The following is a 25,131-nucleotide window of genomic DNA, read 5'->3' on the forward strand; positions in this document are numbered from 1 at the left end:
GCGCGGACCCTTGACAGTGCGCAGGGGCGCCTCAACTCTGAAACGCAGAGCCCTCGGTGGGGGAGGCGACGATGCCGACAGCGCGGGAAGCACTGCTGGACGCGGCCCACGCGGCGCTGGCCGCCCGGCCCTGGCCCGCCGTGCGGATGGTCGAGGTGGCGGCGGCCGCCGGGGTCTCCCGGCAGACGCTCTACAACGAGTTCGGCAGTAAGGACGGGCTGGCCCGGGCCCTGCTCCGAGGCGCCGCCGACAGCTATCTGGCCGGTGTCGAGCGCGCGCTGGGATCCGCCGGCGGTACGGGCGACAGGCTGGCCGCCACCGCCGCCTGGACGGTCCGCGCCACCCGGGCGAACGTCCTGGTCAGGGGACTGCTCACCGGCTTATGGGGCGAGCGGTTGCCCCACCCGGGCGCTGGGGTGCGCTGCTCCGCCTCCGCCGTGCCGGCCCAGCGCCGGGCCGATGCCGGTCCGCCGACCCCGGCCGAACTCCTCGGTCAGGTCAGGGACCGCGCGGTGGCCGCACTGGACGAGGGGCGCCCGCCGCACGACCCGGCCGCCCTGGCCACGGCGTGCGAGCTCGCGCTGCGGCTCGCCCTGTCCTATGCGCTGGTGCCGCCGCCTCCGGGCATGGCGGGTGACGGCGTGCCGCTGGTACGGGACGTGGTGGGCCGGCTGCCGGACGTGGCGGCCTGAAGCGCGGCGGGGGAGACGCCGGCGGAGGGGTTCGTCAGTGGGACGAGCCGGAGAGCTGGAGCCCGATCACGCCGAGGATCACCAGCGAGATCGAGACCAGCTTGAGCGTGGAGACCACGTCGTCCAGGAACACCATGCCGTAGATCGCGGTGCCCGCAGCGCCGATGCCGGTCCACACCGCGTAGGCGGGCCCGACATCGAGCTTCTTCAGCGACATGGTCAGCAGACCGAAGCTGCCGAGGGCGAAGACGCAGAAGGCGATGGTCGGCCAGAGCCGGGTGAAGCCGTGCGAGAGCTTGAGGCAGACCGCGAAGCCGGTCTCCAGAAGTCCCGCGACCACGACCAGCAGCCACGCCATCGTCAGTGCCCCTCCCGCGTCGTTGACCGCCTTGTACCGCTGGGTGTGATTATGCACTTACCAAGCGCGAGTGATCGCAAACGTGGCGGGGCCCGCCGCCTTCGCTTCACTCCCGGGAGAGCCACCCTCAGGTGGCTCCCGACGAGTCCCGCGCGCGTCGCTCCGACGTCAGTCGCCTTCGCGCCGTTCCCGGGTGGACAGCAGCCGGCGCAGCGAGTCGAGCCGTGCCGGATCGGCGTGCCCCGCCGCCACCCAGGCATCCAGCGCGCATTCCGGTTGCTGGCTGTCATGGGTGCAGCCGCGCGGGCACTCCTCGGTGCCGGGCTGGAGGTCGGGGAAGGCGTTGATGACCCGGGACGGATCGATGTGGTGCAGCCCGAAGGAGCGGACGCCGGGGGTGTCGATCACCCAGCCCCGGTAGTCGGGAAGCGGCAGCGCGAGCGCCGACGTGGTGGTGTGCCGGCCGCGGCCGGTGACCGCGTTGACGACGCCGGTGGTGCGCCGCCTGTCCTTGGGCACGAGCGCGTTGACCAGCGTGGTCTTGCCGACACCGGAGTGCCCGACGAAGGCGGTGACCCGGTCGTTCAGCTGCTCGCGGACCCGGTCGGCGGCGTCGCCGTTCTCCAGTTCCTCGCGGCTGGTGACGATGAACGGCACCCCCAGGGGGGTGTACGCCTCCAGCAGCTTGTCCGGGGACGCCAGATCGGACTTGGTCAGCACCAGGAGCGGGGAGAGACCACCGTCGTACGCGGCGACCAGACAGCGGTCGATCATGCGCGGACGGGGTTCCGGATCCGCCAGTGCGGTGACGATCGCCAGCTGGTCCGCGTTGGCCACCACCACCCGCTCGAACGGGTCGTCGTCGTCCGCCGTCCGGCGCAGCACCGTCCGGCGCTCACCGATCCGGACGATCCGGGCGAGGGTGTCCTTCTCGCCGGACAGATCGCCGACGATGGAGACGGTGTCGCCCACCACCGCCGCCTTGCGGCCCAGCTCACGGGCCTTCATCGCGACGACCGTGCGTCCCTCGACGAGACAGGTGAGGCGGCCGCGGTCCACGGTCAGGACCATGCCCTCCTCGGCGTCCTCGTGCTTGGGACGGATGTGCGTACGAGGCCGGTTGCCCTTGCGGTTGGGGCGGACCCGGATGTCGTCCTCGTCGGGGTTCTTGCCGTAGCGGCGCATGTCTCAGGCCCCGAGCATTCCGGTCCACATCTGCGGGAAGTCGGGCAGGGTCTTGGCGGTCGTCGCCACGTTCTCGATCTCCACTCCGGGGACGGCAAGGCCGATGATCGACCCCGCGGTGGCCATCCGGTGGTCGTCGTACGTATGGAAGGTACCGCCGTGCAGCGGCCTGGGCCGGATGTGGAGGCCGTCGGCGGTCTCGGTCACGTCGCCGCCGAGTTCGTTGATCTCCTTGGTGAGTGCGGCCAGCCGGTCCGTCTCGTGCAGCCGCAGATGGGCGACGCCGCTCAGGGTGGAGGGGGAGTCGGCCAGGGCCGCGACGGCGGCGATGCCCGGGGTCAGTTCGCCGACCTCGCCGAGGTCGACGTCGATGCCGTGGATCCGGCCGGAGCCGGTGAAGGTGAGTCCGTGCTCGGTGAGTTCGCAGCTGCCGCCCATCGCGGTGAAGATCTCGCGCAGCGCGTCACCGGGCTGCGTGGTGCGCAGCGGCCAGTCCGGAATGGTGACCCGGCCGCCGGTGACCAGCGCCGCGGCCAGGAACGGCTGGGCGTTGGAGAGGTCCGGCTCCACGGTTAGGTCGCGGCCGAGCAGGGCCGAGGGGGAGACCCGCCAGACGTTCGGCTCGCCGCCCGTCTCCGGCTCGTCCACCTGGGCGCCGACGGCCCGCAGCATGTCGACGGTCATCCGGATGTGGGGCATCGAGGGGAGCCGGGCGCCGGTGTGGCGTACCTCCACGCCCTGGTTGAAGCGCGGCGCCGACAGCAGCAGCGCCGAGACGAACTGGGAGGACGAGGAGGCGTCGATGGCCACCGGACCGCCGTCCAGCGCGCCGCCGCCGTGCACGGTCATCGGCAGCGAGCCGCGGCCGTCGTCGTCGATCCGGGCGCCGAGCACGCGCAGGGCGTCGATCACCCCGGTCAGCGGGCGCTCGTAGGAACGGGGGTCGCCGTCGAAACGGACCGGCCCGTTGGCCAGGGTGGCCACGGGGGGCAGGAAGCGCATGACCGTACCGGCGTTGCCCACGTCGACGGTGACCGGGCCGTGCAGACCGGCCGGGATGACCCGCCAGGCCTCGCCCGAACCGTCCGGGCCGCCGGCGACCGACGAGCTGGAGGACACCGTCTCCTCGATGCCGACGCCCATCGCGCGCAGCGCCTCGGCCATCAGCAGGGTGTCGCGGGAGCGCAGCGGGCGGCGCAGCCACCCGGGCTCGGAGGAGAGGGCGGCAAGCACCAGCGCACGGTTGGTGACCGACTTCGATCCGGGCACGGTGACGGTCGCGTCGACGGCTCCGCTCGCGTGAGGGGCGGGCCAGAGGGCGGGGTGCACGGCACTTTCGGTCATGAGCTCACTTTAGTGGCTCACCGCGAACCTGGATTCTGATCAAAAACGATGAAATCGGGGCGTAACGCGGGAGTGATAGGGGATGTGGCTCACAGACGGGGCGCGGACGGACTCCACAGGCTCACGGACCCGGCATGACCGCATGCTCACAGACCCAGCAGCCAGCGGCCTCCGCCGATCAGCGAGCAGAGAGACACCGCGTGGAACAGGAACAGCCACAGTGCGGCCGGTACGTCCGTCAGTCTGGCCAGCTGGTCCACGTCCGAGTCCGGTGCCCCGCCGTGCCGCCGCTTTGACTGCAGCTCGAACACCGGACGCACGCCGCCCAGCAGCAGGAACCAGACCGCGCTGTAGGCGAACAGCGACTGCCAGGCGGGTGAGGCCAGCCACGACATCAGCAGGAAGAGGGAACCGGTGAGGATCACCGTCAGCGCCCCGTACACATTGCGGATCATCACCAGCATCACCGCGAGCAGTGCCGTGGCCACCCACAGCAGCAGGGTGATCCGGCCGTTCACGAGCAGCCAGGCACCGCCCAGACCCAGCAGCGACGGCGCGGTGTAGCCCGCCGCCGCGGTCAGGACCATGCCGATCCCGGTCGGCTTGCCGCGGCTCACCGTCAGTCCGCTGGTGTCCGAGTGCAGCCGGATGCCCGAGAGCTGCCGTCCGGTGAGCAGGGCGACCAGCCCGTGGCCGCCCTCGTGGGCGATGGTGATCGCGTTGCGTGACAGCCGCCACAGGACGTTCGGTACGACGGCGATGAGCGCGGCCGTGGCGGTCACCACCACCAGCCACTGCTCGGGGGCGGGCTGGGTGCCGAAGACGCGGTCCCACAGATTGCCGAGATCGGTGCTGTCCATGGCGTGGGCGGCTCCTTGCGGTACGGGCATCCGGTCGGGATGACGGTCGTGGCAGTCTGGCACCTATGTGCGGACGGTATGCAGCGAGTCGGCGGCCCGAGGATCTGACCGGACTCTTCCAGGTGGAGAAGTGGGAACCGGCAGAGACGCTGGAGCCCGATTACAACGTGGCGCCGACCAAGGAGGTCTACGCCGTACTGGAACGTCCTGTGAAAGACGCCGACGACCCGCGTCCGGTTCGCCAGCTGCGCGCCCTGAAATGGGGGCTCGTCCCCTCCTGGGCCAAATCCCCGGAGGGCGGCGCCCGGATGATCAACGCCCGTGCCGAGACCGTCCACGAGAAGCCGTCCTTCCGGCGCCCCTTCGTCTCCCGGCGCTGCATCCTGCCCGCCGACGGCTACTACGAGTGGGTGACCGGCAGCGAGGAGCGGCAGCTGGAGGAGAAGGGCCGGAAGAAGCGGCCCCGCAAGCAGCCGTACTTCGTGACGCCCGCCGACGGATCGGTCTTCGCCATGGCAGGGCTGTACGAGTTCTGGCGCGACCGGACCCTGCCGGACGACCACCCCCAGGCCTGGTGGGTGACCTGTTCGGTGATCACGACCGAGGCGGAGACGAGCCCGCTCGCCGTCGCCCCCGCCGAGGGACCGGCCGCGCTCGCCGACATCCACCCCCGGATGCCGCTGATGCTGACCCCGGACCGCTGGGACGACTGGCTGGACCCCTCCCGTACCGACATCGAGGAGCTGCGCGGACTGCTCACGCCCCCGCCGGGCGGGCTGATGCGGGCCTATCCCGTGGCCACGGCCGTCAGCAACGTCCGCAACAACGGTCCCGAGCTGCTCGACGAGCTGGCCGCACCCGAGGTGAGCACCCTCTTCTGAGGGACGCGCCTCCCCCGGACGGCCCGCCACGGGTTGGTTGGATGGGGGCGTGAAAGCCAATGAGTCAGACCCCCGCACCGAAACGGTCGACACCGACGCCGGCCCGGCCCGGATCACCTGGGTGCCCGCGGCGAAGCCCCGCCTCCTGCTCGCGCTCGGCCACGGCGCGGGCGGCGGCATCGAGGCCAGGGACCTGAGGGCCCTGGCCGCCGTGCTGCCCGCGCACGGGGTGAGCGTCGCCCTGGTGGAGCAGCCCTGGCGGGTCGCCGGGAAGAAGCTCGCGCCCGCCCCGAAGACCCTGGACACCGGCTGGCGCGGCCTGTGGCCGGCGCTGGCGGCCCCGGGGCTCCCGGTCGTCGCGGGCGGACGCAGCGCCGGGGCCAGGGTGGCCTGCCGCACCGCGGCCGGCCTCGGTGCCCGCGCGGTCCTCGCGCTCAGCTTCCCGCTGCACCCCCCGGGCCGCCCGGAGAAGTCCCGCGCGGACGAACTCCTGGCCTCCGGCCTGCCCACGCTCGTGGTCCAGGGCGGCAACGACCCCTTCGGCAAGCCCGCCGAATTCCCGCCGGGGGAGTACCGGATGGCCGAGGTGGCGCACGGGGACCACGGCTTCGCCGTACCCAAGCGGTCCGGGCTGACCGAGGATCAGGCGATGGAGATCCTCACCACGGCCGTCACGGGATGGCTGGCCGGCCTCGTGTGACACACGGCCGGGAATCCGGTCCGGATCCTGTGACGTACGACCCGGGAATGTTGGACGGGGGGCCACTGTTGTTCGGGACGTCGGTACACCAACGTCGTATGTGGAGAGGGAGTCCGTCGCATGGGTTCGACCATCTGCTCGCGTCGCTCGAACGCCGCTGACCTGGAGTGGACGGTGCTGCATGCGGCCAAGACCACTCCCGAGCGGGCACTGAGCGGATCGGATCGACAGCCCGCGTCGGACCAAGGTCGACTATTCTCCGATTCGAGCGGGTCCGGTTTCGGCTCCGCCACAGCGTTGGAGGAGGTGGGTCCGGTCACTGGGACCGACACAGGGACCGACGACGGCCGCCCGCAGGAGACGACCGCCGAGCGCAACGCGCGCTTCGAGCGTGATGCCCTCGGTTTCCTCGACCAGATGTACTCGGCCGCGCTGCGCATGACGCGCAACCCCGCGGACGCCGAGGACCTGGTCCAGGAGACGTACGCCAAGGCGTACGGCTCCTTCCATCAGTTCCGTGAGGGCACCAACCTCAAGGCGTGGATGTACCGCATCCTCACGAACACCTTCATCAACTCGTACCGCAAGAAGCAGCGCGAACCCCAGCGCAGTGCCGCCGAGGAGATCGAGGACTGGCAGCTGGCCCGTGCCGAGTCGCACATGTCGACCGGTCTGCGCTCCGCCGAGTCCCAGGCCCTCGACCATCTGCCCGACTCCGATGTGAAGTCTGCGCTGCAGGCGATCCCCGAAGAGTTCCGTATCGCGGTTTATCTTGCCGACGTAGAGGGCTTTGCCTACAAGGAGATCGCGGACATCATGGGGACTCCCATCGGTACGGTGATGTCCCGGCTGCACCGGGGCCGCCGTCAACTGCGCGGCATGCTGGAGGACTACGCCCGTGACCGCGGGCTCGTCCCGGCGGGCGCCGGTGAGTCGGACGATCGGAAAGGCTCGGGCTCATGAGCTGCGGAGAGCCGCACGAGACGGAGTGCGCTGAGGTCCTCGATCACCTCTACGAGTTCCTCGACCGGGAAATGCCCGACAGCGACTGCACCAAGTTCGAGGTGCACTTCGGCGAGTGCTCACCCTGCCTGGAGAAGTACGGCCTGGAGCAGGCCGTGAAGAAGCTGGTGAAGCGCTGCTGCGGTCAGGACGACGTGCCGTCCGACCTGCGCTCGAAGGTGATGGGCCGGATCGACCTGATCCGGTCCGGGCAGGCGGTGCCGGACCAGGACGTCACGGTCTCGGACACCGGACTGCCGGCCGCCGCCGGCGAATGACGCATCACCCGAACGTGCTAATCGCGGCCGTCGGCCCTCAGCCGGGACGCCCCACTCGCTAGCCTGACGCCTTTATCGGCGATGCTGGGGATGCGCCCCAGGGGCGGGCGGAACGGGTGAGAGCCATACGTGGCGCGGCGCGGGCGTACATCCTGGCCGTCGCACTCGCCGCCGCCCTGTGTGTCCTGCCCGCGCTGCGCCCCGGCGCGGGCACCTCATGGACCACCCTCGGCATGCTCGCCGGGCTCTACCTGGTCTGTGAGCTGCCGGGCCGCTGTCCCTTCTTCGGCAGCTCCGTGCCGGTCAGCTCCGGGTCGTTCTTTCCCCTGCTGCTCGCCGCGGCCTTCCTGCTGCCGCCCCCGGCCGCCGCGCTGGTCGCGATCCCGGGCTCGCTCGCCGGCCGGGTGGAGAAGCCGCCCGCCGCCGCGCGCCGGATCTGGCGGGCGGCTCAGCTGCCCGTCACCGTCTGGGCGGCCTCGTCCGTGCACTCCCTGCTCGGCGGGCCCGCCGCGCTCGGCGGATCCGGACCGGACAGGCTCCCCGAACTCCCGTACGCCCTGCTGCCCGCCTGCGCCGCCGCGCTGGTCTTCAGCCTCGTGCTGACCGCCCTGGACGGGTCCATCCTCGCCGCGGCCGAACAACTGACCCTGCGGCGTGCCTGGAGCGGGCTGCTGCCGCGCTCGCTGGGCCCGCACCTGGTGCACGGCCTCGCCGGGCTGATGATGGCGATCCTGTGGAACAGCTCGTACGGGCCGCTGGCCGCGCTCTTCGTCCTGCTGCCGATGTACATCTCCTGCTGGGTCTTCGCCCAGTATCACCGCGAGCACGGCGCGCACCGCGCCACGATCAGGGCCCTCGTGCAGGCCGTCGACATCAAGGACACCTACACCAGGGGGCACAGCGAGCGGGTGGGGCACGCGTCCGTGCTCATCGCCCGGGAGCTGGGCATGGCGCAGGAGCGCATCGAGGTGCTCCGGTTCGCCGGGATCCTGCACGACGTCGGAAAGCTCGGCGTGCCGACGCGGGTGCTGCGCAAGGACGGGCCGCTGACACCGGAGGAACGCCGGGTGATCGAGCTGCACCCGGAGTACGGGCACGAGATCGTCCGCGGTATCGGCTTCCTCGGCGAGGCGCGGGCCGCGATCCTGCACCACCACGAACGGCTGGACGGCAGCGGGTACCCGTACGGGCTGACCGGCCGCCGGATCCCCGAGTTCGCCCGCGTCGTCGCCGTGGCCGACGCGTTCGACGCGATGACCTCGACCCGCTCCTACCGGCCGGGGCGCCCGGTGCCGGTCGCCGTGGAGGAGCTGAAGCGCTGTGCGGGCACCCAGTTCGATCCGCAGATGGTGCGGGCGCTGGCACGGGGGCTGGAACGGAACGGGTGGTCGGTGTCGGCGACAGCCGTGACGGCGGACGAGTCGAGGGTCCCGCCGCCGCGGGAAGGGGGAGAGGGCGGGGACGTCGGCGCCGGGGCCGTCCGCGATCCGGTTCGTCCTCGGCCGCCGGACGGGCTGGATCCCGGGCTGCCGGACCGGCTCCGGTGAACCCGCGGTGGGTACGGCTGTCACCCGTGGTCCTGGCCGTGCGCGGCGCCGCCCTCGCGCTCGCCGTCGCCGGGCTCGGGCACACCCTCTGGCACGGCGTCCACGAACCCGGCCACGCCCTCGCCTTCGGGACGCTCATCACCATCGGCGAGCTGGCCCGCTGGGGCGCCCAGCCGGGGGAGCGGGAGCCCGCGCCGCTCGGTGCGGCCGGGGCGCTCGCGTACGCCCTGCTCGGCCGCAGCGGCGGGGAGCCCACCAGCCACGGGGTGCTCCAGGTGATCGCCGTGCTCGTCACGGCGCAGCTCGTCGCCTCCGTGCCCCACATCGCGCGCGGCAGCGGTCCCGGTCCCGACCAGGTGGCCCGCCGGATCCTGACCGTCGCGTTCGCGGCGGTCTGCTTCCAGCCGCTGTACAACTCCGGCCGGTCCGCCAGCTGGTTCGGCGACGGCCCGTACTACGTGGCCTTCCTCCTCGTGCTGCTCGGCCTCACCGCCCTGTGCGACGCCGTGCTGGGCGCCCTGCTGCTGCGTGCCCGCACGCTGCCCCGCGGCCTCCGCGCGACGGGCGCCACCCCTGTCCCGTACGGGCCACTGCTCCGCGACGAGCTGAGGGCGCTGAGAGGCATCGGATCGGCTGTCTGCGCGACCGGCAGCGTGATGGCGCTCGCCGTCGCCGTCGCCGGGCTGTGGGCGCTGCCCGTCCTGTGTGTACCCCTGCTCCTCACGCAGGTGTCCTTCCGCCGGTTCGCCGCCGTACGCACCACCTACCGGCAGACCATCGCCTCGCTTGCCCGGTCCACGGAGATCGCCGGCTACACCCCGCACGGTCATGCCCGGAGAGTGGCGGTGCTCTGTACGGCCGTCGGGCGCGAGATGGGCCTCTCCGGACCCGAGCTCACGGTCCTGGAGTACGCGGCGCTCATGCACGACATCGGACAGCTCTCGCTCGTCGACCCGGTGCCGGCCGGGGCGACCGCCACCCTGCCGGCCGCCGAGCAGCGACGGATCGCGCTGCTGGGCGGTGCGGTGGTCCGGCAGACCGGGGTGGACACCGAGGTCGCCGTCGTCGTGGAGCAGCAGGCGGACCCCTACCGCGAGCAGCCGCTCTCCGCCAGGATCGTCCGGGCGGTCAACGCATACGACGACCTGTGCGGGGAATGTCTCAGCGGGCCGCTCGGTGCCCTGGAACAGCTCAGGCTCGGGACCGGCCGCGATTACCAGCCCCAGGTCGTGGAATCGCTCGCCAGGGTTCTGGCCAGGGGCGGTCTGACCCCCGTCCCGCCTGGGTAACCCATGGGTAATGAGCGGGCGTCCGGCCAGGCATGGTTGGATGCGAAGAGAGTGGAAAACGAGGGTGTCCAGTCGGGACAGGCGGGAATCGTGAGGATCTTCGGGAAGGTACGGCATCGGCCCTCCGCCTCTTGGCGGCAGGCCACGGACCGCGCGTTCACGCTGATCGGCGACGGCCGGTACGAGGACGCGGGCGCGCTGCTGACGCGTGCGGCGGACCTGGAGCCCTGGCTCTCCGAGTCGTGGTTCAACCTGGCGCTGCTGCACAAGTTCCGGCACGACTGGGAACAGGCGAGAGCCGCGGGCCTGCGGGCCGTCGCGCTGCTCGACAAGGAGTCCGGCGCCCCGGACTGGTGGAACGTCGGGATCGCCGCCACGGCGCTCCAGGACTGGCCGCTGGCCCGCAGGGCCTGGCAGGCGTACGGGCTGAAGGTGCCCGGCGGCGGGCAGCAGACTCCGGCGGCGGGCAGTGAGCCGGTCGGCATGGAGCTGGGCAGCGCGGCGGTGCGGCTGTCGCCCGAGGGCGAGGCGGAGGTCGTCTGGGGCCGCAGGCTGGATCCGGCACGGATCGAAGTGCTGTCGATCCCGCTGCCGTCGTCCGGGCGGCGCTGGGGCGAGGTCGTGCTGCACGACGGGGTCCCGCACGGTGAGCGGATCACCGCGGCCGGACCCTCGTACCCCGTGTTCGACGAGATCGAGCTGTGGGCGCCGTCCCCCGTTCCGACCTGGGTGGTGCTGCTCGAAGCGGCCACCGAGGCGGATCGGGACGCGCTGGAGCAGCTGGCGTCCGACGCCGGCTTCGCCGCCGAGGACTGGTCGTCATCCGTCCGGCTGCTGTGCCGGGCCTGTTCGGAGAGCCGGATGGAGAGCGACGAGGGCGACGGCGAGCACCTCGACCCGCACGACCACAGCGAGCCGGGCCATCCCGGTCCGCTGGGCCACCGCACCGCGGGAGAGCTGTGGGTGCCCGAGCGCGAATGCGGTCTCGCGGCCCCCGCGGGGCTGGTGCGCGGGCTGCTCGACGGCTGGGTGGCGGACAGCCCGGACAGCCGGGAGTGGCGGGATCTCGAAGAAGTCTGCTGACCGGTGCCCGTAGGCTGTACGCGCACCGATTCCGGTGCTCGGGTGCCCGGGTTCTCGCGAGCCGCGGATCCCGGGGTTCAGGTTGTGAGGAAGGCGTACGGCGGACATGGCCCAGCAGGAGACGGACGAGCAGATCAGCGTCGACGAGGAAGGCTTCCTGGTCGACACCGAGGACTGTGAGGCGCGCGAGGCGGCACACCGCGAGCGCGGCACCTCCCGCCCGATCACGGTCGTGGGCAACCCGGTCCTGCACAAGGAGTGCAAGGACGTCACCGCGTTCGACGACGAGCTGGCCCAGCTGATCGACGACATGTTCGCCAGCCAGCGGACGGCCGAGGGCGTGGGCCTGGCCGCCAACCAGATCGGGGTCGACCTCAAGGTCTTCGTCTACGACTGCCCGGACGACGACGGGGTCCGGCACACGGGCGCCATCTGCAACCCGGTGCTCGACGAGCTGCCGCCCGAGGAGCGCGTCCTGGACGACTCCAACGAGGGCTGCCTCTCGGTTCCGACGGCGTACGCCTCGCTGGCCCGCCCGGACTACGCGGTGGTGCGCGGCCAGGACGCCAAGGGCAACCCGGTCAAGGTGCGGGGCAACGGCTACTTCGCCCGCTGCCTCCAGCACGAGACGGACCACCTGTACGGCTACCTGTACATCGACCGGCTCTCCAAGCGTGACCGCAAGGACGCCCTGCGGCAGATGGCGGAGAACACCCCGCGCTACGAGGTCGTCCCGAACGACTGATCCGGCTGAACGCGCCTGCTGCGAGGGGCCCCGGTCCGGTACGCCGGGGCGGGGCTCCCGGCATGTTCCCGTGCTGTCAACTGCCGTTCTTTTCGGCATAGTTGACGCGCGTCGACTCGTCCGACAGGCTGTCGCTCCACACCTTCACCGTGGTAGGGAGCCCCCCCCATGCTCAGACGTTCCGCACGACTCCTTCTCGGGCTTGTCATGACCATGGCTTTCGCCTTGGGCGGGGCGGTCGTGACCGCCGGCACCGCTCAGGCGGACGGCTGCTACACCTGGACCCGCACCCTGGCCCCGGGCGCCACCGGCAACGATGTCGTCCAGCTGCAGCTCCGCGTGGCCGGATATCCCGGATACAACTCCGTACTCGCCATCGACGGCTCCTACGGCCCCGCCACCACCGCCGCGGTCAAGCGCTTCCAGGCCGCCTACGGGCTCGCCGCCGACGGTGTCGCGGGCCCCGCCACGCAGTCCAAGATCTACGCGCTCCAGGACAACGACTGCACCCCCATCCACTTCACGTACGCCGAGCTCAACCACTGCAACAGCACCTGGGCGGGCGGTGCCGTCGCGGCGGGCACCGCGAAGGCCAACGCGCTGAGCACCATGTGGAAGCTGGAGGCGCTGCGCCACGCGCTCGGTGACCGCCCGATCACCGTCAACAGCGGTTTCCGTTCCACGTCCTGCAACAGCGCGGCCGGCGGTGCGTCGAACAGCCGTCATCTGTACGGCGACGCGGCGGACCTGGGAGGGATCGCCTTCTGCACCCTGGCCCAGCAGGCCCGCAACCACGGGTTCAACGGGATCCTCGGCCCGGGCTACCCCGACCACAACGACCACGTCCACGTGAACCAGGGCCCCAGCCACTACTGGTCGGCGCCCAACTGCGGCATCTGACACGACTGTGGGGCCCGCCGGTGCGGCGGGCCCCACAGCTGCGATCAGGCGGACTTCGCTGTCAGGCGCGTCCCGCCCGTCGTCTGTACCGCGGCGCCGTCGGCGGACCGCTCGGTCAGCCGGAGCTGCGAGACGGCGTTGCGCAGGACCAGGGCCCCGCCTCCGGCGTCCAGCTGCCAGCGCTGCGTGCGCGCGCCCGCCGCGCAGGTCCCGAGCGACAGCTCGGCCCCCACCTCCAGCGGAGCGCCCAGGTACTTCTTCCCGCGCGCCGCGTCCATACACAGGCCGCTCTCGGCGGACTTCACCGTGTAGTAGCCGTCGGCGGTCGCCGTCAGCGTCCAGGCGGCCTGCGAGCCCCGGGTCAGCGAGACTCCGGCGTCCGCGCCGGGTGCCAGCGCCTTCGCGCCCGCCGTCAGCCGGTACGTACCGTCGGCCAGCGGGGTACGGTCGGTGTTCTCCCAGCCGGGGGCGTGTCCGATCCGCCGGGCGAGCGCCTCGAATCCGGCGTATGTGCCACTGGGCTTCGGCCCTCCCCAGGTGGCCTGCGCGATGAAGCGCAGCGGCATGAAGACCTTCGCCTCGACCTCGTTCTCGGTCTCGGCCGCCGCGCTGTCCGGCCACAGGCTGATCTTCGCGCCGGTCAGGTTCGCCGCCGTGGCGGGCAGTGTCTGGCCCTCGAAGCGCAGGGGCGTCCAGTCGCTCTCGTACAGCTCCTGGGTCTTCATCGTGTAGCCGCCGCGCACCAGGTACAGCGCGTACGCCGAGTTCATCACGGGCCGGCCCTCGGCCAGCAGCGCGGACGGCTGCTGGATGGCGCCGCCGCCCAGCCAGTGCTCGACGGTGATGTCGCGGTCGAGGGGGACGACGCCGTTGTGGCCGACGAGTCCGTCGTTCCAGATCCGCAGTGACCGGCCGTCGGCCTTCACATGGGCGTTGACCTGGTTGATGAAGTCGGCGAAGAGGTCGTCGGGGGTGGCCGAGGCGCCGAACTTCGCGGTCGCGGCCGTCTGCAGCTGCGGATAGTCCGGGTAGGACGAGCCGATCATGTACTCGTCGGCGCCCATGTGCCAGGTGCGGGTGTCCCACACCTCCAGGGCCTCGTCCACCATCGAGGTGTAGTACGCCAGCGCCTCGGGCCGCGAGATGTCCAGCCGGGGCGGGGAGGCGACGCCGGCCTTGTCCTTGAGCTGGAGCTCCGGGTGGTTCTCCAGGTACGTGTCCATGTGGCCCGGGGAGTTGATCTCCGGCACCAGGTCGATGTGGTACTTCTTCGCCATCGCGACCAGGGCGCTGACCTGCGGCTTCGTGTAGTAGCCCCAGAACGCCGACGCCGGGTCGGTGTCGCTCCTGACCTTCGCCTCGATCCACAGCTGGTTGAGCTTCTGGGAGGCCATGTCCTTCATCAGCCGCTCGAACCAGGGCAGCGAGACGTTGATGTAGCAGGCGCAGACCCCGACCCCGCGCTCGCGGTAGGCGGGGACGTCCGTCGCCGAACCGCGTGCCGCCCGGCCGTCGTCGTTCAGCAGCTGGAGTACCGTGCGGGAGCCGTAGAACACCCCCGCCGACGTCGCGGCGGTGACCGTGATCCGGTCGCCGACGTCGAGGCGGTAGCCCTCCGCGCCCAGCGTGCCCTTCAGCGAAGGGTCCTGGCGCAGCACGATGTCACCGGAGCGGGCCCCGCCCCGTGACACCGGGGCCTTCCCCGCCAGTTCGCCGGCGAACCGCGCCGCATCGGCCGACGTGCGCTGCTCCCGCACCCCGTCGAGCACGATCCGGGCCCGGTCGGTGAGCGTGAACTCCCCCTCGCCGGGCTGCCACTGGCGCAAGGAGGGCAGCACCTCGGGCGGTGCGGCAGCGGTCGTCGCCCCGTCCTGCGCCACGGCGCTCTGCAGGGGCAGCACAGTGGCGGCGAGCGCGGCCACCACGGCCCCGACGGTCCTTCGTCTTGCCATCCGGATGTCCATGCACCGACCCTGGCGGGCCGGTAAGGGCCCGGTCCATGGACAGGTGGGGGAATCAGTTGGACGAATGGTCCGACGTAAGTCCCGTGAGCGATCAGGCCACTTCGGTCAATTCGGTCGGCCCGCGGAACGTCCGGCGATAGGCGTTCGGCGTGGTGCCCAAGGAACGTACGAACTGATGACGGAGCGCCGCGGCGTTCCCGAAGCCTGTCTGCCCGGCGATGGTGTCCATCGTTTCATCGGATGTCTCCAGGAGGTGCTGTGCCAGCAGTACCCGCTGGCGCAGCAGCCAGCGGTACGGCGTGGTGCCCGTCTCCTGCTGGAAGCGGCGAGCGAAGGTGCGCGGTGACATGTGCGCCTGGGCGGCCAGCTGCTCGACGGTCATCTCCTGGTCGAGGTGGCGGTCCATCCAGGCCAGGGTGTCCCCGACCGTGTCGCAGCGGGTCCGGGGCAGCGGGCGCTGGATGTACTGCGCCTGACCGCCGTCACGGTGCGGCGGCACCACCATGCGGCGGGCGATGGTGTTGGCGGCGGCGGTCCCGTACTCCTGCCGGACCAGGTGCAGACAGGCGTCGATCCCGGCGGCCGTGCCCGCCGAGGTGATGACGGAGCCCTCGTCGACGTACAGCACGTCCGGCTCGACGACCGCCCGGGGGAAGCGGCGGGCCAGTTCGACGGCGTGGCGCCAGTGGGTGGTGCAGCGCCGGCCGTCCAGCAGGCCGGCCGCGCCGAGCACGTACGCCCCCGAACAGACGCTGAGCACCCTGGCCCCCCGGTCCACGGCCCGGCGCAGCGCCTCCAGGACGTTCTCGGGGTACTCCCGGTCCACGAAGTGGGTGCCGGCCGGGACGGCGATGAGATCGGCCTCCTCCAGGCGGTCCAGGCCGTGGGGGGTGGTGATGGTGAATCCGGCATGGGTCCGCAGGACCGGGCCCTCGGCGGAGACCACCGCGAAGTCGTGCACCGGCAGTCCCTCCTCGCTGCGGTCGAGTCCGAACACCTCGCACAGGACCCCGAGCTCGAAGGGATTCACGTCATCGAGCAGCAGGGCGGCCACGTTTTTCAGCATGCCCTCAGTGTGGCAGTAATTCGATGCTCCATGACAGTCCTGCCACTGCCGGATCCTTCTGGAAGCGACGACAGTAGAGGCATGAACACATTCCAGAACGTCCTGGGCATATCCGCTGTTTTCGCTCTCGTCCTGCTGCCGGCGCTGATCGGCATCGCCCGCGAACACCGCATCGACCGCGAGCTCCGGGAAGCGGAACGGGCCCCGAGTACCGAACCCCCGCGAACGGCGGACGCCGCACGGCCGGTGAAGGCCGCACGGCGTCCGTACGTCAGAAGCTGGGCGAGGATCTGAAGGATCTAGAAATCGTCGTCGAAGCCGACCGTGCCCTCGACGGCCACCTGGTAGGCGGACGGGCGGCGCTCGAAGAAGTTCGTCAGCTCCTGGACACCCTGGAGCTCCATGAACGAGAACGGGTTCTCCGACCCGTACACCGCCGGGAAGCCCAGCCGGGTGAGCCGCTGGTCGGCGACGCACTCCAGGTACTGGCGCATCGAATCGGTGTTCATGCCGGGCAGGCCCTCGCCGCACAGGTCGCGGCCGAACTGCAGCTCCGCCTCGACGGCCTCCTTCAGCATGTCGGTGACCTGCTGCTGGAGGGCGTCGTCGAAGAGCTCCGGCTCCTCCTTGCGGACGGTGTCCACCACTTCGAACGCGAAGTTCATGTGCATCGTCTCGTCACGGAACACCCAGTTGGTGCCCGTGGCGAGACCGTGCAGCAGACCGCGCGAGCGGAACCAGTACACGTACGCGAAGGCGCCGTAGAAGAACAGCCCCTCGATGCACGCCGCGAAGCAGATCAGGTTGAGCAGGAACCGGCGGCGGTCGGCCTTCGTCTCCAGCCGGTCGATCTTCTCGACCGAGTCCATCCACTTGAAGCAGAACTGCGCCTTCTCGCGGATCGACGGGATCTCCTCGACCGCGTCGAACGCCGCGGCCCGGTCGTCCGGGTCGGGCAGATACGTGTCGAGCAGCGTCAGATAGAACTGGACGTGCACGGCCTCCTCGAAGAGCTGCCGCGACAGGTACAGCCGCGCCTCGGGGGAGTTGATGTGCTTGTAGAGCGTCAGCACGAGGTTGTTCGAGACGATCGAGTCACCCGTCGCGAAGAACGCGACCAGCCGGCCGATCATGTGCTGCTCGCCCGGCGAGAGCTTGGCGAGGTCCGCGACGTCGGAGTGGAGGTCGACCTCCTCCACGGTCCAGGTGTTCTTGATCGCGTCCCGGTAGCGCTCGTAGAAGTCCGGGTAGCGCATCGGCCGCAGCGTCAGTTCGAAGCCCGGGTCCAGCAGGTTCTTGTCGTTCGAGCTCATTACTGGCAGGCCTCGCAGGACTCGGGGTTTTCGAGGGAGCAGGCGATCGCGTCCGCGTCGGGCGCCGGTGCCTGCTCCGGGATCGGGGCGGCGGACGCCGCACGGGCGATCCGGGTCGCCGGGCGGGAGCGCAGGTAGTACGTCGTCTTCAGCCCCTGCTTCCAGGCGTACGCGTACATCGAGGAGAGCTTCCCGATCGTCGGCGTCTCCAGGAACAGGTTCAGCGACTGGCTCTGGTCGAGGAACGGCGTACGGGCCGCCGCCATGTCGATCAGGCCGCGCTGCGGGATCTCCCACGCGGTGCGGTACAGCGCCCGCACCTCCTCCGGGATCCAGGCGAAGCCCTGCACGGAGCCGCTCGCCTCGCGCAGCGCCTCCCGGGTCCGCGCGTCCCACACGCCGAGCTTCTTCAGCTCGTCCACCAGGTACGCGTTGACCTGGAGGAACTCACCACTGAGCGTCTCGCGCTTGAAGAGGTTGGAGACCTGCGGCTCGATGCACTCGTACACGCCCGCGATCGAGGCGATCGTCGCGGTCGGCGCGATGGCCAGGAGCAGCGAGTTGCGCATCCCGGTCGTCGCGACCCGGGCGCGCAGCGCGTCCCAGCGCTCCGGCCAGTTCAGCTCGGTGTCGTAGTGGTCCGGGTGCAGCACGCCGCGGGCGGCACGCGTCTCGGACCACGCGGGCAGCGGGCCCGAGCGCTCGGCGAGGTCGCAGGACGCCTCGTACGCCGCGAGCATGATGCGCTCGGAGATCTTCGTCGACAGGGCGCGCGCCTCGGGGGAGTCGAACGGCAGCCGCAGCTGGAAGAAGACGTCCTGGAGACCCATCGCGCCCAGGCCCACCGGACGCCAGCGCGCGTTGGACCGGCCGGCCTGCTCGGTCGGGTAGAAGTTGATGTCGACGACCCGGTCGAGGAACGTCACGGCGGTACGGACGGTGGCGTCGAGCCGCTCCCAGTCGATCGTGCCGCCCTCGACGAACGCGCCGAGGTTGACCGACCCGAGGTTGCAGACGGCCGTCTCGCCGTCGTCGGTGACTTCGAGAATCTCGGTGCACAGGTTCGAGGAGTGCACGACGCGGCCGGGTTCGGCGGTCTGGTTCGCGGTCCGGTTGGAGGCGTCCTTGAACGTCATCCAGCCCTGGCCGGTCTGGGCCAGCGTCCGCATCATCCGGCCGTAGAGCTCGCGGGCCGGCATGGTCTTGCGCGCCAGGCCCTTGGCCTCGGCCGCGCGGTAGACGGCGTCGAACTCGTCGCCCCACAGGTCGACCAGCTCGGGGACGTCGGCCGGGGAGAACAGCGACCAGGTACCGTCCGCGTCGACCCGGCGCATGAACTCGTCGGGGATCCAGTGCGCCAGGTTGAGGTTGTGCGTACGCCGCTGGTCCTCGCCCGTGTTGTCGCGCAGCTCCAGGAACTCCTCGATGTCCGCGTGCCAGGTCTCCAGGTAGACGGCGGCGGCGCCCTTGCGCCGGCCGCCCTGGTTGACCGCGGCGACGGACGCGTCGAGCGTCTTCAGGAACGGCACGATGCCGTTGGAGTGCCCGTTGGTGCCGCGGATCAGCGAACCGCGGGCGCGGATGCGGGAGTACGAGAGGCCGATGCCGCCCGCGTGCTTGGAGAGGCGTGCCACCTGGTGGTAGCGGTCGTAGATCGAGTCGAGCTCGTCCAGCGGCGAGTCCAGCAGATAGCAGGAGGACATCTGCGGGTGGCGGGTGCCGGAGTTGAAGAGCGTGGGGGAGGAGGGCAGGTAGTCCAGCCGGCTCATCAGGCCGTACAGCGCGGCGACCTCGTCCAGGGCGCGCTCGGAGGTGTCCTCGGCGAGCCCGGAGGCGACCCGGAGCATGAAGTGCTGCGGTGTCTCGATGACCTGGCGGGTGATCGGGTGGCGCAGCAGGTAGCGGCTGTGCAGGGTGCGCAGGCCGAAGTAGCCGAAGCGGTCGTCGGCCCCGTCGGCGAGCGACTGCGTCACCAGAGCGTCGAGCGCGGCCGCGTGGAGCGTCACGAACGCGGCGGTGCGGTCCGCGATCAGGCCCTCGCGGTGCCCGACGGCGACGGATGCGGAGAACGACGTCGCGCCCTGCCCGGCCGCCTCGTCCGCGATGGTGCGGGTGAGGAGGCGGGCGGCGAGCCGGGAGTAGGCGGGGTCCTCGGAGATCAGACCCGCGGCGGCCTCGGTGGCCAGCGAGCGCAGCTCCGCCTCGTCCGACCGGGCGTTGCGGCCGCGCAGCGCGGCGGCGGCGACGCGTCCGGGGTCGGTGTCGGGCAGATCGGCGGTGAGGTCGGTCAGGGTCCGCAGCAGTACGGTTCCCGGTCCGTCGCTCGTGGTTCCCGTTGATTCGGCCGCTGTTACCGGATCGGCTGGCGCGATGGTCACGTGGTGCACTCCCTCGCTCGGCTCGGGGCCTGCGGGGAGCGGGGGCAGCCGGGCGGAGCGGGACCCGGGCAGGGCAGCACTCCGTGCGGCGTCCACCGGCCCATCCACGAGGCCCGGACGTCTGGGCATCCGGATCGGTCGAGCCGGATGCGCTGTCGGCAGGACTTCGGACTCGGGGTGCGCAAAAGCACACCGAACACACCGTTGCGGGACAGTTCCGGATTCGCACCGGATTTCCCTGCGGCGACAGCGAGCACGAGCATACATGTGGGGGCTGCCGGATGCGGCAGCCCCCACATGTTGTGTCGTACGCGATCGCGGTGTGCCCTTATGGCGCGGGGCGGAGGTCCAGACGGTACGTCAGCAGCGTGAGGTCGGCGACGGGGCTCCAGTCCTTCTCGGGGGTCCGTACGAAGCCGAGGCGCCCGTAGATCCTATGGGCGCCGCGCATCGCCGGCTGCGTCGACAGGACGAGCCCCGTGACGCCGCCGGTGCCTCGTGCGCGGTCGATACAGGCCCGTACGAGCGCCTCGCCCGCCCCGGCGCCACGGGCTTCGCGGGAGACCGCCAGCATCCGGAACTCGGCCTCGTCGGCCGCCGCGATGTCGGCCCACGGGTTGCCCGGCGGGGCGTAGGTGACCCCGCCCAGGACGCGGCCCCGCGCGTCGGCGGCCACCAGCACCTCGGCCTCGGCGGCCCGGCGGGGCACGTCGCGCAGCTGCACCAGGTACGGATCGTCGGCGCCGAGGTCCAGGAGCCCGTCGCCCAGATAGGCCTCGGCGGTGATCTCGCCGAGGAGCGCGTGCTCGGCGGGCTCGACCGGCCGGATTGCTATGTCCATGGGCCGAAGTCTGCCGCAGGCACGGGCCGAGGCCGCAAGGGCTTTTCCGCGGGGACGCGCGAACGGGCCGCCGCACCCCTTCCGGAGAGGTGCGACGGCCCGTTCGCGTGCGCGCGGCGGAGGTCAGTGACCGCCCGGCGCACCGGCGGTGGCCGGCGGGAGCTCGGTCTGCACGCCCGGGTCGCCCGCGTCCGCGGTGTAGTCGCCCGGGGAGGTCTCGTCGATCCCGGCGGGCGCCTTCACGGCGTTCAGGACGAAGGTGAGGACGACGACGACCAGGACGTTCAGCACGAAGGCCGTCAGGCCGATGTAGCCGATCTCGCCGATGCCCGGGATCGCCTTGGAGGACCCGCCGAAGTGCTTCTGGGTCGGGCTGGCGACCCCGTACGCGGCAGCCGTTCCGTAGACCATGCCGACCGCCCAGCCCGCGAGCAGCGCCCAGCGGTGGAACCACCGGGTGAACAGCCCGCCGACCAGGGCCGGCATCGTCTGGAGGATCCAGATTCCGCCGAGGAGCTGGAAGTTGATCGCGACCGTCTTGTCCATGGTGAGGACGAAGGCGAGCGCGCCGACCTTCACCAGCAGCGACACCAGCTTGGAGACCTTGGTCTCCTGTGCGGGTGTGGCGTCGGGCTTCAGGAAGTCCTTGTAGATGTTCCGGGTGAACAGGTTCGCCGCGGCGATCGACATGATCGCGGCGGGCACCAGCGCGCCGATGCCGATGGCGGCGAAGGCCACGCCCGCGAACCAGTCGGGGAACATGTTCTCGAACAGCTGCGGGATCGCCAGCTGGCCGTTGTCCACCTTGACGCCGGCGGCGATCGCCATGAAGCCGAGCAGCGCGAGCAGGCCCAGCATCAGCGAGTACAGCGGCAGGATCGTCGTGTTGCGGCGGATCACGTTGCGGCTGCGGCTGGAGAGCGTCGCGGTGATCGAGTGCGGATACATGAAGAGCGCCAGTGCCGAGCCGAGCGCCAGGGTGGCGTATCCCCACTGGCCCGCCTCACCGGGGGCGAGTCCGGCGACCGGTTTCCCGGCCGCCTCGTTCTTCGCCGAGAACGCCTCGCCGGCCTTGGCGAAGATGTCGTCGAAGCCGCCGAGCTTGATCGGGATGTAGATGATGGCCACGGCGATGACCAGGTAGATCAGTCCGTCCTTGACGAACGCGATCAGGGCGGGGGCCCGCAGGCCGGAGGAGTACGTGTACGCCGCGAGCACGGCGAACGCGATCAGCAGCGGCAGGTCCTTGATGAACCAGTGGGTGTTCTCGCCGCCGCCGACGCCCATCACGTCCAGCACCGCCTGGATGCCGACGAGTTGCAGCGCGATGTACGGCATCGTGGCGAGGATGCCGGTGACGGCGACCGCCAGCGAGAGCCCCTTGGAGCCGAAGCGGCCGCGGACGAAGTCCGAGGTGGTGACGTAGCCGTGCTTGTGCGACACCGACCACAGGCGCGGCAGGAAGGTGAAGATCAGCGGGTACACCAGGATGGTGTAGGGCACCGCGAAGAAGCCGGCCGCGCCCGCCGCGTAGATCGCCGCGGGAACGGCGACGAAGGTGTACGCGGTGTACAGGTCGCCGCCGAGCAGGAACCAGGTGACCCAGGTGCCGAACGACCGTCCGCCCAGCCCCCATTCGTCGAGGCTGGCCTCGTTCTCGGCCTTGCGCCACCGGGCGGCCATGAAGCCGACGACCGTGACGGCCAGGAAGAAGAAGATGAAGACGCCGAGTGCGACGCCGTTCACGCCGTCCTTCATGCTGACGCACCCCCCTTGCGGGCGCGCTGGTCACGCTGCCACAGCTTGTACGCGATCATCGTGAGCGCCGTGGAGATCAGCACCCAGAGCATCTGGTACCAGTAGAAGAACGGGATGCCGATGAAGGTCGGGTCGACCTTGGCGTACGAACTCACCCAGAGCATCGCCACGAACGGCGCGATGAGGCAGAGGGCGATGACCACCCGCACGGGTGTGACGGTGGGTGGCTTTCCTTCTGGTTCTTCCGGCATGGCGGCGACTCCGTCCCCTCACTGATCACCTGGTGTAAGGCCAGGAAATCTAGGCGAGGGTTCCGCCCATCGTCACCCCCTGTCCGCATTGCGGTCCGGCAACGGTCTTCGGGCGTCGCACAGTTGGCCGACATAACGTGATACGTCGGCGCGTCGGTCCGGGCCGGCAGGCGCGGGACGCCGGACAGCCCCCGTGGGAAGGGGTCCACGGGGGCTGTTCGTTGTGCACGGAGCTGCGGCGGTTTCAGTCCAGCGGTCGCTTCAGACGGGCCACGAACTTGTAGCGGTCGCCCCGGTAGACCGAGCGCACCCACTCGACCGGCTCGCCCTGTCCGTCCAGCGAGTGCCGGGACAGCATGAGCATCGGCAGGCCCACGTCCGTGCCGAGCAGGCCGGCCTCGCGCGGGGTGGCGAGGGAGGTCTCGATGGTCTCCTCGGCCTCGGCCAGCCGTACGTCGTACACCTCGGCGAGAGCCGTGTAGAGGGACGTGTACTTCACCAGCGAACGCCGCAGCGCGGGAAAGCGTTTGGCCGAAAGGTGGGTGGTCTCGATCGCCATCGGCTCACCGCTCGCCAGGCGCAGCCGCTCGATCCGCAACACGCGGCCGCCCGCGCTGATGTCGAGGAGCCCGGCGAGCATGTCGTCGGCCGTGACATAGCCGATGTCCAGGAGCTGGGACGTCGGTTCCAGTCCCTGGGCGCGCATGTCCTCGGTGTACGAGGTGAGCTGCAGGGCCTGCGAGACCTTCGGCTTGGCGACGAAGGTGCCCTTCCCCTGGATGCGCTCCAGCCGGCCCTCGACGACCAGTTCCTGGAGTGCCTGGCGCACGGTGGTGCGCGAGGTGTCGAACTCGGCGGCCAGGGTCCGCTCCGGGGGCACAGGGGTGCCCGGCGGCATCGTGTCCGTCATGTCGAGGAGATGTCGCTTCAGCCGGTAGTACTTCGGGACGCGCGCGGTGCGCGTACCCGCGCCCGTCTCGTTCCCCGTACTGCCCCCGTCGGCACCCATGGCCCGCCTTCCCGACTGCTGCGTTGCTGCCGTCACCGGCTCCTCCGTCTGTCGCGGCTCACATGGTGGCACGGTCCGGTCACGGCTCGTCGCCCTCCCTCAGGTGTCGGTCCTATAACGGACGCGAGTGCACTTCTTATACACCCTTGACACCCCTAAAGGTCTAGGCCAAGCTCCCGGTACTGGTCTAAACCATTAAAGACCAGGTCCCAGCCCCAGTAGTACTCGTCGACGATTTTGCGCGGTGGGCGGGGGGTTGCAGCATCCCTGAGGAGGGTGGCGTGAAGCGCAAGCTCATCGCGGCGATCGGCGTCGCGGGCATGTTGGTTTCCGTGGCGGCATGTGGTTCCGACGACAGTGCATCGTCGAAGGACCCGAAGGACCGCAAGGAGAACCTGACCGTCTGGCTCATGGGCGAGGCCCAGTCGACCTGGCCGGAACTGGTCAAGGACGCCAATGCCGAGTTCAAGAAGAAGTACCCGAACGTCACGGTCAAGGTCCAGTACCAGCAGTGGGCGGACAAGGTAAAGAAGCTCGACACCTCCCTCGGTGGCGACAAGTTCCCGGACGTTGTCGAGCTCGGCAACACCGAGACCATGCAGTACATCCTCAATGGTGCGCTCGCCGAGGTCGACACCAAGAAGTACGAGAACTCGGACACCTGGATCAAGGGTCTGAAGGACACCTGCTCCTACGAGGGCAAGACCTACTGCGTCCCGTACTACGCCAGCGCCCGTCTCGCGGTCTACAACAAGGACATGCTGAAGGCCGGTACCGGCAGCGACGTCCTCCCGCAGAACGAGGACGAGTTCCTCAAGGCCATGGACAAGGTCTCGGCCGAGCTCGCGAAGAAGGACAAGCGCGCCTCGTCCCTCTACTACCCGGGCCGTTACTGGTACGCCGCCATGTCCTACGTCGCGGCGTACGGCGGCCAGATCGCCAAGTACGACGAGGGCTCCAAGGAGTGGAAGGCCAGCCTCTCCAGCCCCGAGGCGCAGAAGGGCATCCAGCACTTCGTCGACCTGGTCAAGAAGTACAACAAGGCCGACCAGACGAAGGACGAGCAGGACCACGCCAACGTCATGGCCAACGAGAAGGCCGCGGTCATCTACGGCCAGGCCTGGGAGGCCGGCGGCGTCACCACCGGCGAGAACGGCAACCCGAAGCTCGAGGGCAAGATCGCGACGGCCGGTATGCCCGGCCCGAACGGCAAGGCGCTCCCGTCCTTCATCGGTGGTTCCGACCTGGCCGTCGTCTCCAAGTCGAAGGTCCAGGACCTCGGCCAGGAGTGGATCTCGCTCTTCACCAACGCGAAGTCCATGGAGGTCCTCGCGTCGAAGAACATCCTCCCCAACAACGAGAAGCAGCTTGAGCCGCTGAAGGCCAAGCCCGAGACGGCCGCCATCGCCAACGCGGTGCCGGACGCCTGGTTCACGCCCATCGCGCCGGGCTGGGCCTCGATCGAGAAGGAGGAGATTCTGGAGAACATGCTCCTGAAGATCCTCAAGGGCACCTCGGTCGCCGACGCCGCCAAGAAGGCGGACAGCGAGATCGACGCGCTGATCAACAAGAAGGCCTGATCAACAAGAGGGCCTTCGCCTTCTGATCGCCAGGCGGGGGCCCGGCACTGCGCCGGGCCCCCGCTCCTTTCGCAAAGAACGCCGTGTTTTCCGGGGACTGCCTCGGA

Annotated in this window: 24 protein-coding genes and 1 riboswitch; of the genes, 12 read left to right on the forward strand and 12 right to left on the reverse strand. The window is 70.5% G+C overall.

Features of this window, described 5'->3' with window-relative positions; translation table 11 throughout:
* Nucleotides 1-71: 71 nt before the first annotated feature.
* Nucleotides 72-692, forward strand: coding sequence for a TetR/AcrR family transcriptional regulator (locus tag ACGFZA_RS04010; protein WP_393676963.1), 621 nt, complete (start codon nt 72-74; stop codon nt 690-692).
* Nucleotides 693-726: 34 nt separating this feature from the next.
* Here the strand turns inward: ACGFZA_RS04010 and ACGFZA_RS04015 are convergent, their stop codons facing one another.
* The 4 genes from ACGFZA_RS04015 to ACGFZA_RS04030 all read right to left on the reverse strand — a co-directional run bounded on the left by ACGFZA_RS04015 (nt 727) and on the right by ACGFZA_RS04030 (nt 4,439).
* Nucleotides 727-1,050, reverse strand: coding sequence for a multidrug efflux SMR transporter (locus tag ACGFZA_RS04015; protein ID WP_266414540.1), 324 nt, complete (start codon nt 1,048-1,050; stop codon nt 727-729).
* 168 nt (nt 1,051-1,218) lie between these two features.
* Nucleotides 1,219-2,235 (reverse strand): ribosome small subunit-dependent GTPase A, encoded by a 1,017-nt coding sequence (rsgA, locus tag ACGFZA_RS04020; RefSeq protein WP_326658055.1) that lies wholly within the window; start codon nt 2,233-2,235, stop codon nt 1,219-1,221.
* A 3-nt stretch (nt 2,236-2,238) separates the two neighbouring features.
* Nucleotides 2,239-3,579, reverse strand: a complete 1,341-nt coding sequence (gene aroA / locus ACGFZA_RS04025; RefSeq protein WP_385275344.1) for a 3-phosphoshikimate 1-carboxyvinyltransferase — start codon at nt 3,577-3,579, stop codon at nt 2,239-2,241.
* 146 nt (nt 3,580-3,725) lie between these two features.
* Nucleotides 3,726-4,439 carry a M50 family metallopeptidase gene (locus tag ACGFZA_RS04030; RefSeq protein ID WP_385275341.1) on the reverse strand — a complete coding sequence of 238 codons (714 nt, stop codon included), beginning with the start codon at nt 4,437-4,439 and terminating at the stop codon, nt 3,726-3,728.
* Nucleotides 4,440-4,504: 65 nt separating this feature from the next.
* Here ACGFZA_RS04030 and ACGFZA_RS04035 point away from each other — a divergent pair, with 65 nt between their 5' ends.
* The 9 genes from ACGFZA_RS04035 (at nt 4,505) to ACGFZA_RS04075 (ending at nt 12,864) form a co-directional block, all read left to right on the forward strand.
* Entirely contained in the window at nt 4,505-5,320 is an 816-nt protein-coding gene (locus tag ACGFZA_RS04035) for an SOS response-associated peptidase (RefSeq protein WP_385275338.1), read from the forward strand.
* Nucleotides 5,321-5,369: 49 nt separating this feature from the next.
* The gene (locus ACGFZA_RS04040; RefSeq protein ID WP_385275335.1) at nt 5,370-6,020 is read left to right on the forward strand and encodes an alpha/beta family hydrolase; all 651 of its coding nucleotides are present in this window, start codon (nt 5,370-5,372) and stop codon (nt 6,018-6,020) included.
* Between the two features lie 306 nt (nt 6,021-6,326).
* Nucleotides 6,327-6,983: a sigma-70 family RNA polymerase sigma factor gene (locus ACGFZA_RS04045; protein WP_018105559.1), complete on the forward strand. Its 657-nt coding sequence runs from the start codon at nt 6,327-6,329 to the stop codon at nt 6,981-6,983.
* Nucleotides 6,980-7,300 (forward strand): mycothiol system anti-sigma-R factor, encoded by a 321-nt coding sequence (gene rsrA / locus ACGFZA_RS04050; protein ID WP_385275332.1) that lies wholly within the window; start codon nt 6,980-6,982, stop codon nt 7,298-7,300. The genes ACGFZA_RS04045 and rsrA overlap by 4 nt, the downstream gene beginning before the upstream one ends.
* Before the next feature lie 116 nt (nt 7,301-7,416).
* Entirely contained in the window at nt 7,417-8,847 is a 1,431-nt protein-coding gene (locus ACGFZA_RS04055) for an HD-GYP domain-containing protein (protein WP_393676968.1), read from the forward strand.
* Nucleotides 8,844-10,136 carry an HD-GYP domain-containing protein gene (locus ACGFZA_RS04060; protein WP_393676970.1) on the forward strand — a complete coding sequence of 431 codons (1,293 nt, stop codon included), beginning with the start codon at nt 8,844-8,846 and terminating at the stop codon, nt 10,134-10,136. The genes ACGFZA_RS04055 and ACGFZA_RS04060 overlap by 4 nt, the downstream gene beginning before the upstream one ends.
* 90 nt (nt 10,137-10,226) lie before the next feature.
* The gene (locus tag ACGFZA_RS04065; RefSeq protein ID WP_219567555.1) at nt 10,227-11,219 is read left to right on the forward strand and encodes a hypothetical protein; all 993 of its coding nucleotides are present in this window, start codon (nt 10,227-10,229) and stop codon (nt 11,217-11,219) included.
* A gap of 106 nt (nt 11,220-11,325) precedes the next feature.
* Nucleotides 11,326-11,964 (forward strand): peptide deformylase, encoded by a 639-nt coding sequence (gene def, locus ACGFZA_RS04070; protein ID WP_385275323.1) that lies wholly within the window; start codon nt 11,326-11,328, stop codon nt 11,962-11,964.
* Between the two features lie 168 nt (nt 11,965-12,132).
* A complete protein-coding gene (locus ACGFZA_RS04075; protein ID WP_385275320.1) occupies nt 12,133-12,864 on the forward strand; it encodes a D-Ala-D-Ala carboxypeptidase family metallohydrolase in 732 nt (243 codons plus the stop codon).
* A gap of 44 nt (nt 12,865-12,908) precedes the next feature.
* Here ACGFZA_RS04075 and ACGFZA_RS04080 read toward each other — a convergent pair whose 3' ends face one another.
* Entirely contained in the window at nt 12,909-14,816 is a 1,908-nt protein-coding gene (locus ACGFZA_RS04080; protein ID WP_393676974.1) for a family 20 glycosylhydrolase, read from the reverse strand.
* Nucleotides 14,817-14,919: 103 nt separating this feature from the next.
* Nucleotides 14,920-15,894, reverse strand: a complete 975-nt coding sequence (locus ACGFZA_RS04085; RefSeq protein WP_385275314.1) for a helix-turn-helix domain-containing protein — start codon at nt 15,892-15,894, stop codon at nt 14,920-14,922.
* Between the two features lie 81 nt (nt 15,895-15,975).
* Between ACGFZA_RS04085 and ACGFZA_RS04090 the strand changes: the two genes are divergently transcribed.
* Nucleotides 15,976-16,188, forward strand: coding sequence for a hypothetical protein (locus ACGFZA_RS04090; protein ID WP_393676976.1), 213 nt, complete (start codon nt 15,976-15,978; stop codon nt 16,186-16,188).
* A 5-nt stretch (nt 16,189-16,193) separates the two neighbouring features.
* On the opposite strand, the gene ACGFZA_RS04095 is transcribed toward ACGFZA_RS04090, so the two are convergent.
* The 6 genes from ACGFZA_RS04095 to ACGFZA_RS04120 form a co-directional block, all read right to left on the reverse strand.
* Nucleotides 16,194-17,207: a ribonucleotide-diphosphate reductase subunit beta gene (locus ACGFZA_RS04095; protein ID WP_385275308.1), complete on the reverse strand. Its 1,014-nt coding sequence runs from the start codon at nt 17,205-17,207 to the stop codon at nt 16,194-16,196.
* Nucleotides 17,207-19,585, reverse strand: coding sequence for a ribonucleoside-diphosphate reductase subunit alpha (locus ACGFZA_RS04100; RefSeq protein WP_393676979.1), 2,379 nt, complete (start codon nt 19,583-19,585; stop codon nt 17,207-17,209). The genes ACGFZA_RS04095 and ACGFZA_RS04100 overlap by 1 nt, the downstream gene beginning before the upstream one ends.
* A 139-nt stretch (nt 19,586-19,724) precedes the next feature.
* A riboswitch (cobalamin riboswitch) is annotated at nt 19,725-19,861 on the reverse strand.
* 52 nt (nt 19,862-19,913) lie between these two features.
* A complete protein-coding gene (locus ACGFZA_RS04105; protein WP_393676981.1) occupies nt 19,914-20,426 on the reverse strand; it encodes a GNAT family N-acetyltransferase in 513 nt (170 codons plus the stop codon).
* Between the two features lie 123 nt (nt 20,427-20,549).
* Nucleotides 20,550-22,184, reverse strand: a complete 1,635-nt coding sequence (mctP, locus tag ACGFZA_RS04110) for a monocarboxylate uptake permease MctP (RefSeq protein WP_393676983.1) — start codon at nt 22,182-22,184, stop codon at nt 20,550-20,552.
* Nucleotides 22,181-22,435 (reverse strand): DUF3311 domain-containing protein, encoded by a 255-nt coding sequence (locus tag ACGFZA_RS04115; RefSeq protein WP_093706373.1) that lies wholly within the window; start codon nt 22,433-22,435, stop codon nt 22,181-22,183. The genes mctP and ACGFZA_RS04115 overlap by 4 nt, the downstream gene beginning before the upstream one ends.
* A gap of 244 nt (nt 22,436-22,679) precedes the next feature.
* The gene (locus ACGFZA_RS04120; RefSeq protein WP_385275789.1) at nt 22,680-23,444 is read right to left on the reverse strand and encodes a GntR family transcriptional regulator; all 765 of its coding nucleotides are present in this window, start codon (nt 23,442-23,444) and stop codon (nt 22,680-22,682) included.
* Between the two features lie 281 nt (nt 23,445-23,725).
* Here ACGFZA_RS04120 and ACGFZA_RS04125 point away from each other — a divergent pair, with 281 nt between their 5' ends.
* Nucleotides 23,726-25,024 (forward strand): sugar ABC transporter substrate-binding protein, encoded by a 1,299-nt coding sequence (locus tag ACGFZA_RS04125; RefSeq protein ID WP_385275296.1) that lies wholly within the window; start codon nt 23,726-23,728, stop codon nt 25,022-25,024.
* Nucleotides 25,025-25,131 lie beyond the last annotated feature (107 nt).

This window comes from Streptomyces sp. NPDC048211 (assembly GCF_043202315.1).
Taxonomy (GTDB): Bacteria; Actinomycetota; Actinomycetes; order Streptomycetales; family Streptomycetaceae; genus Streptomyces.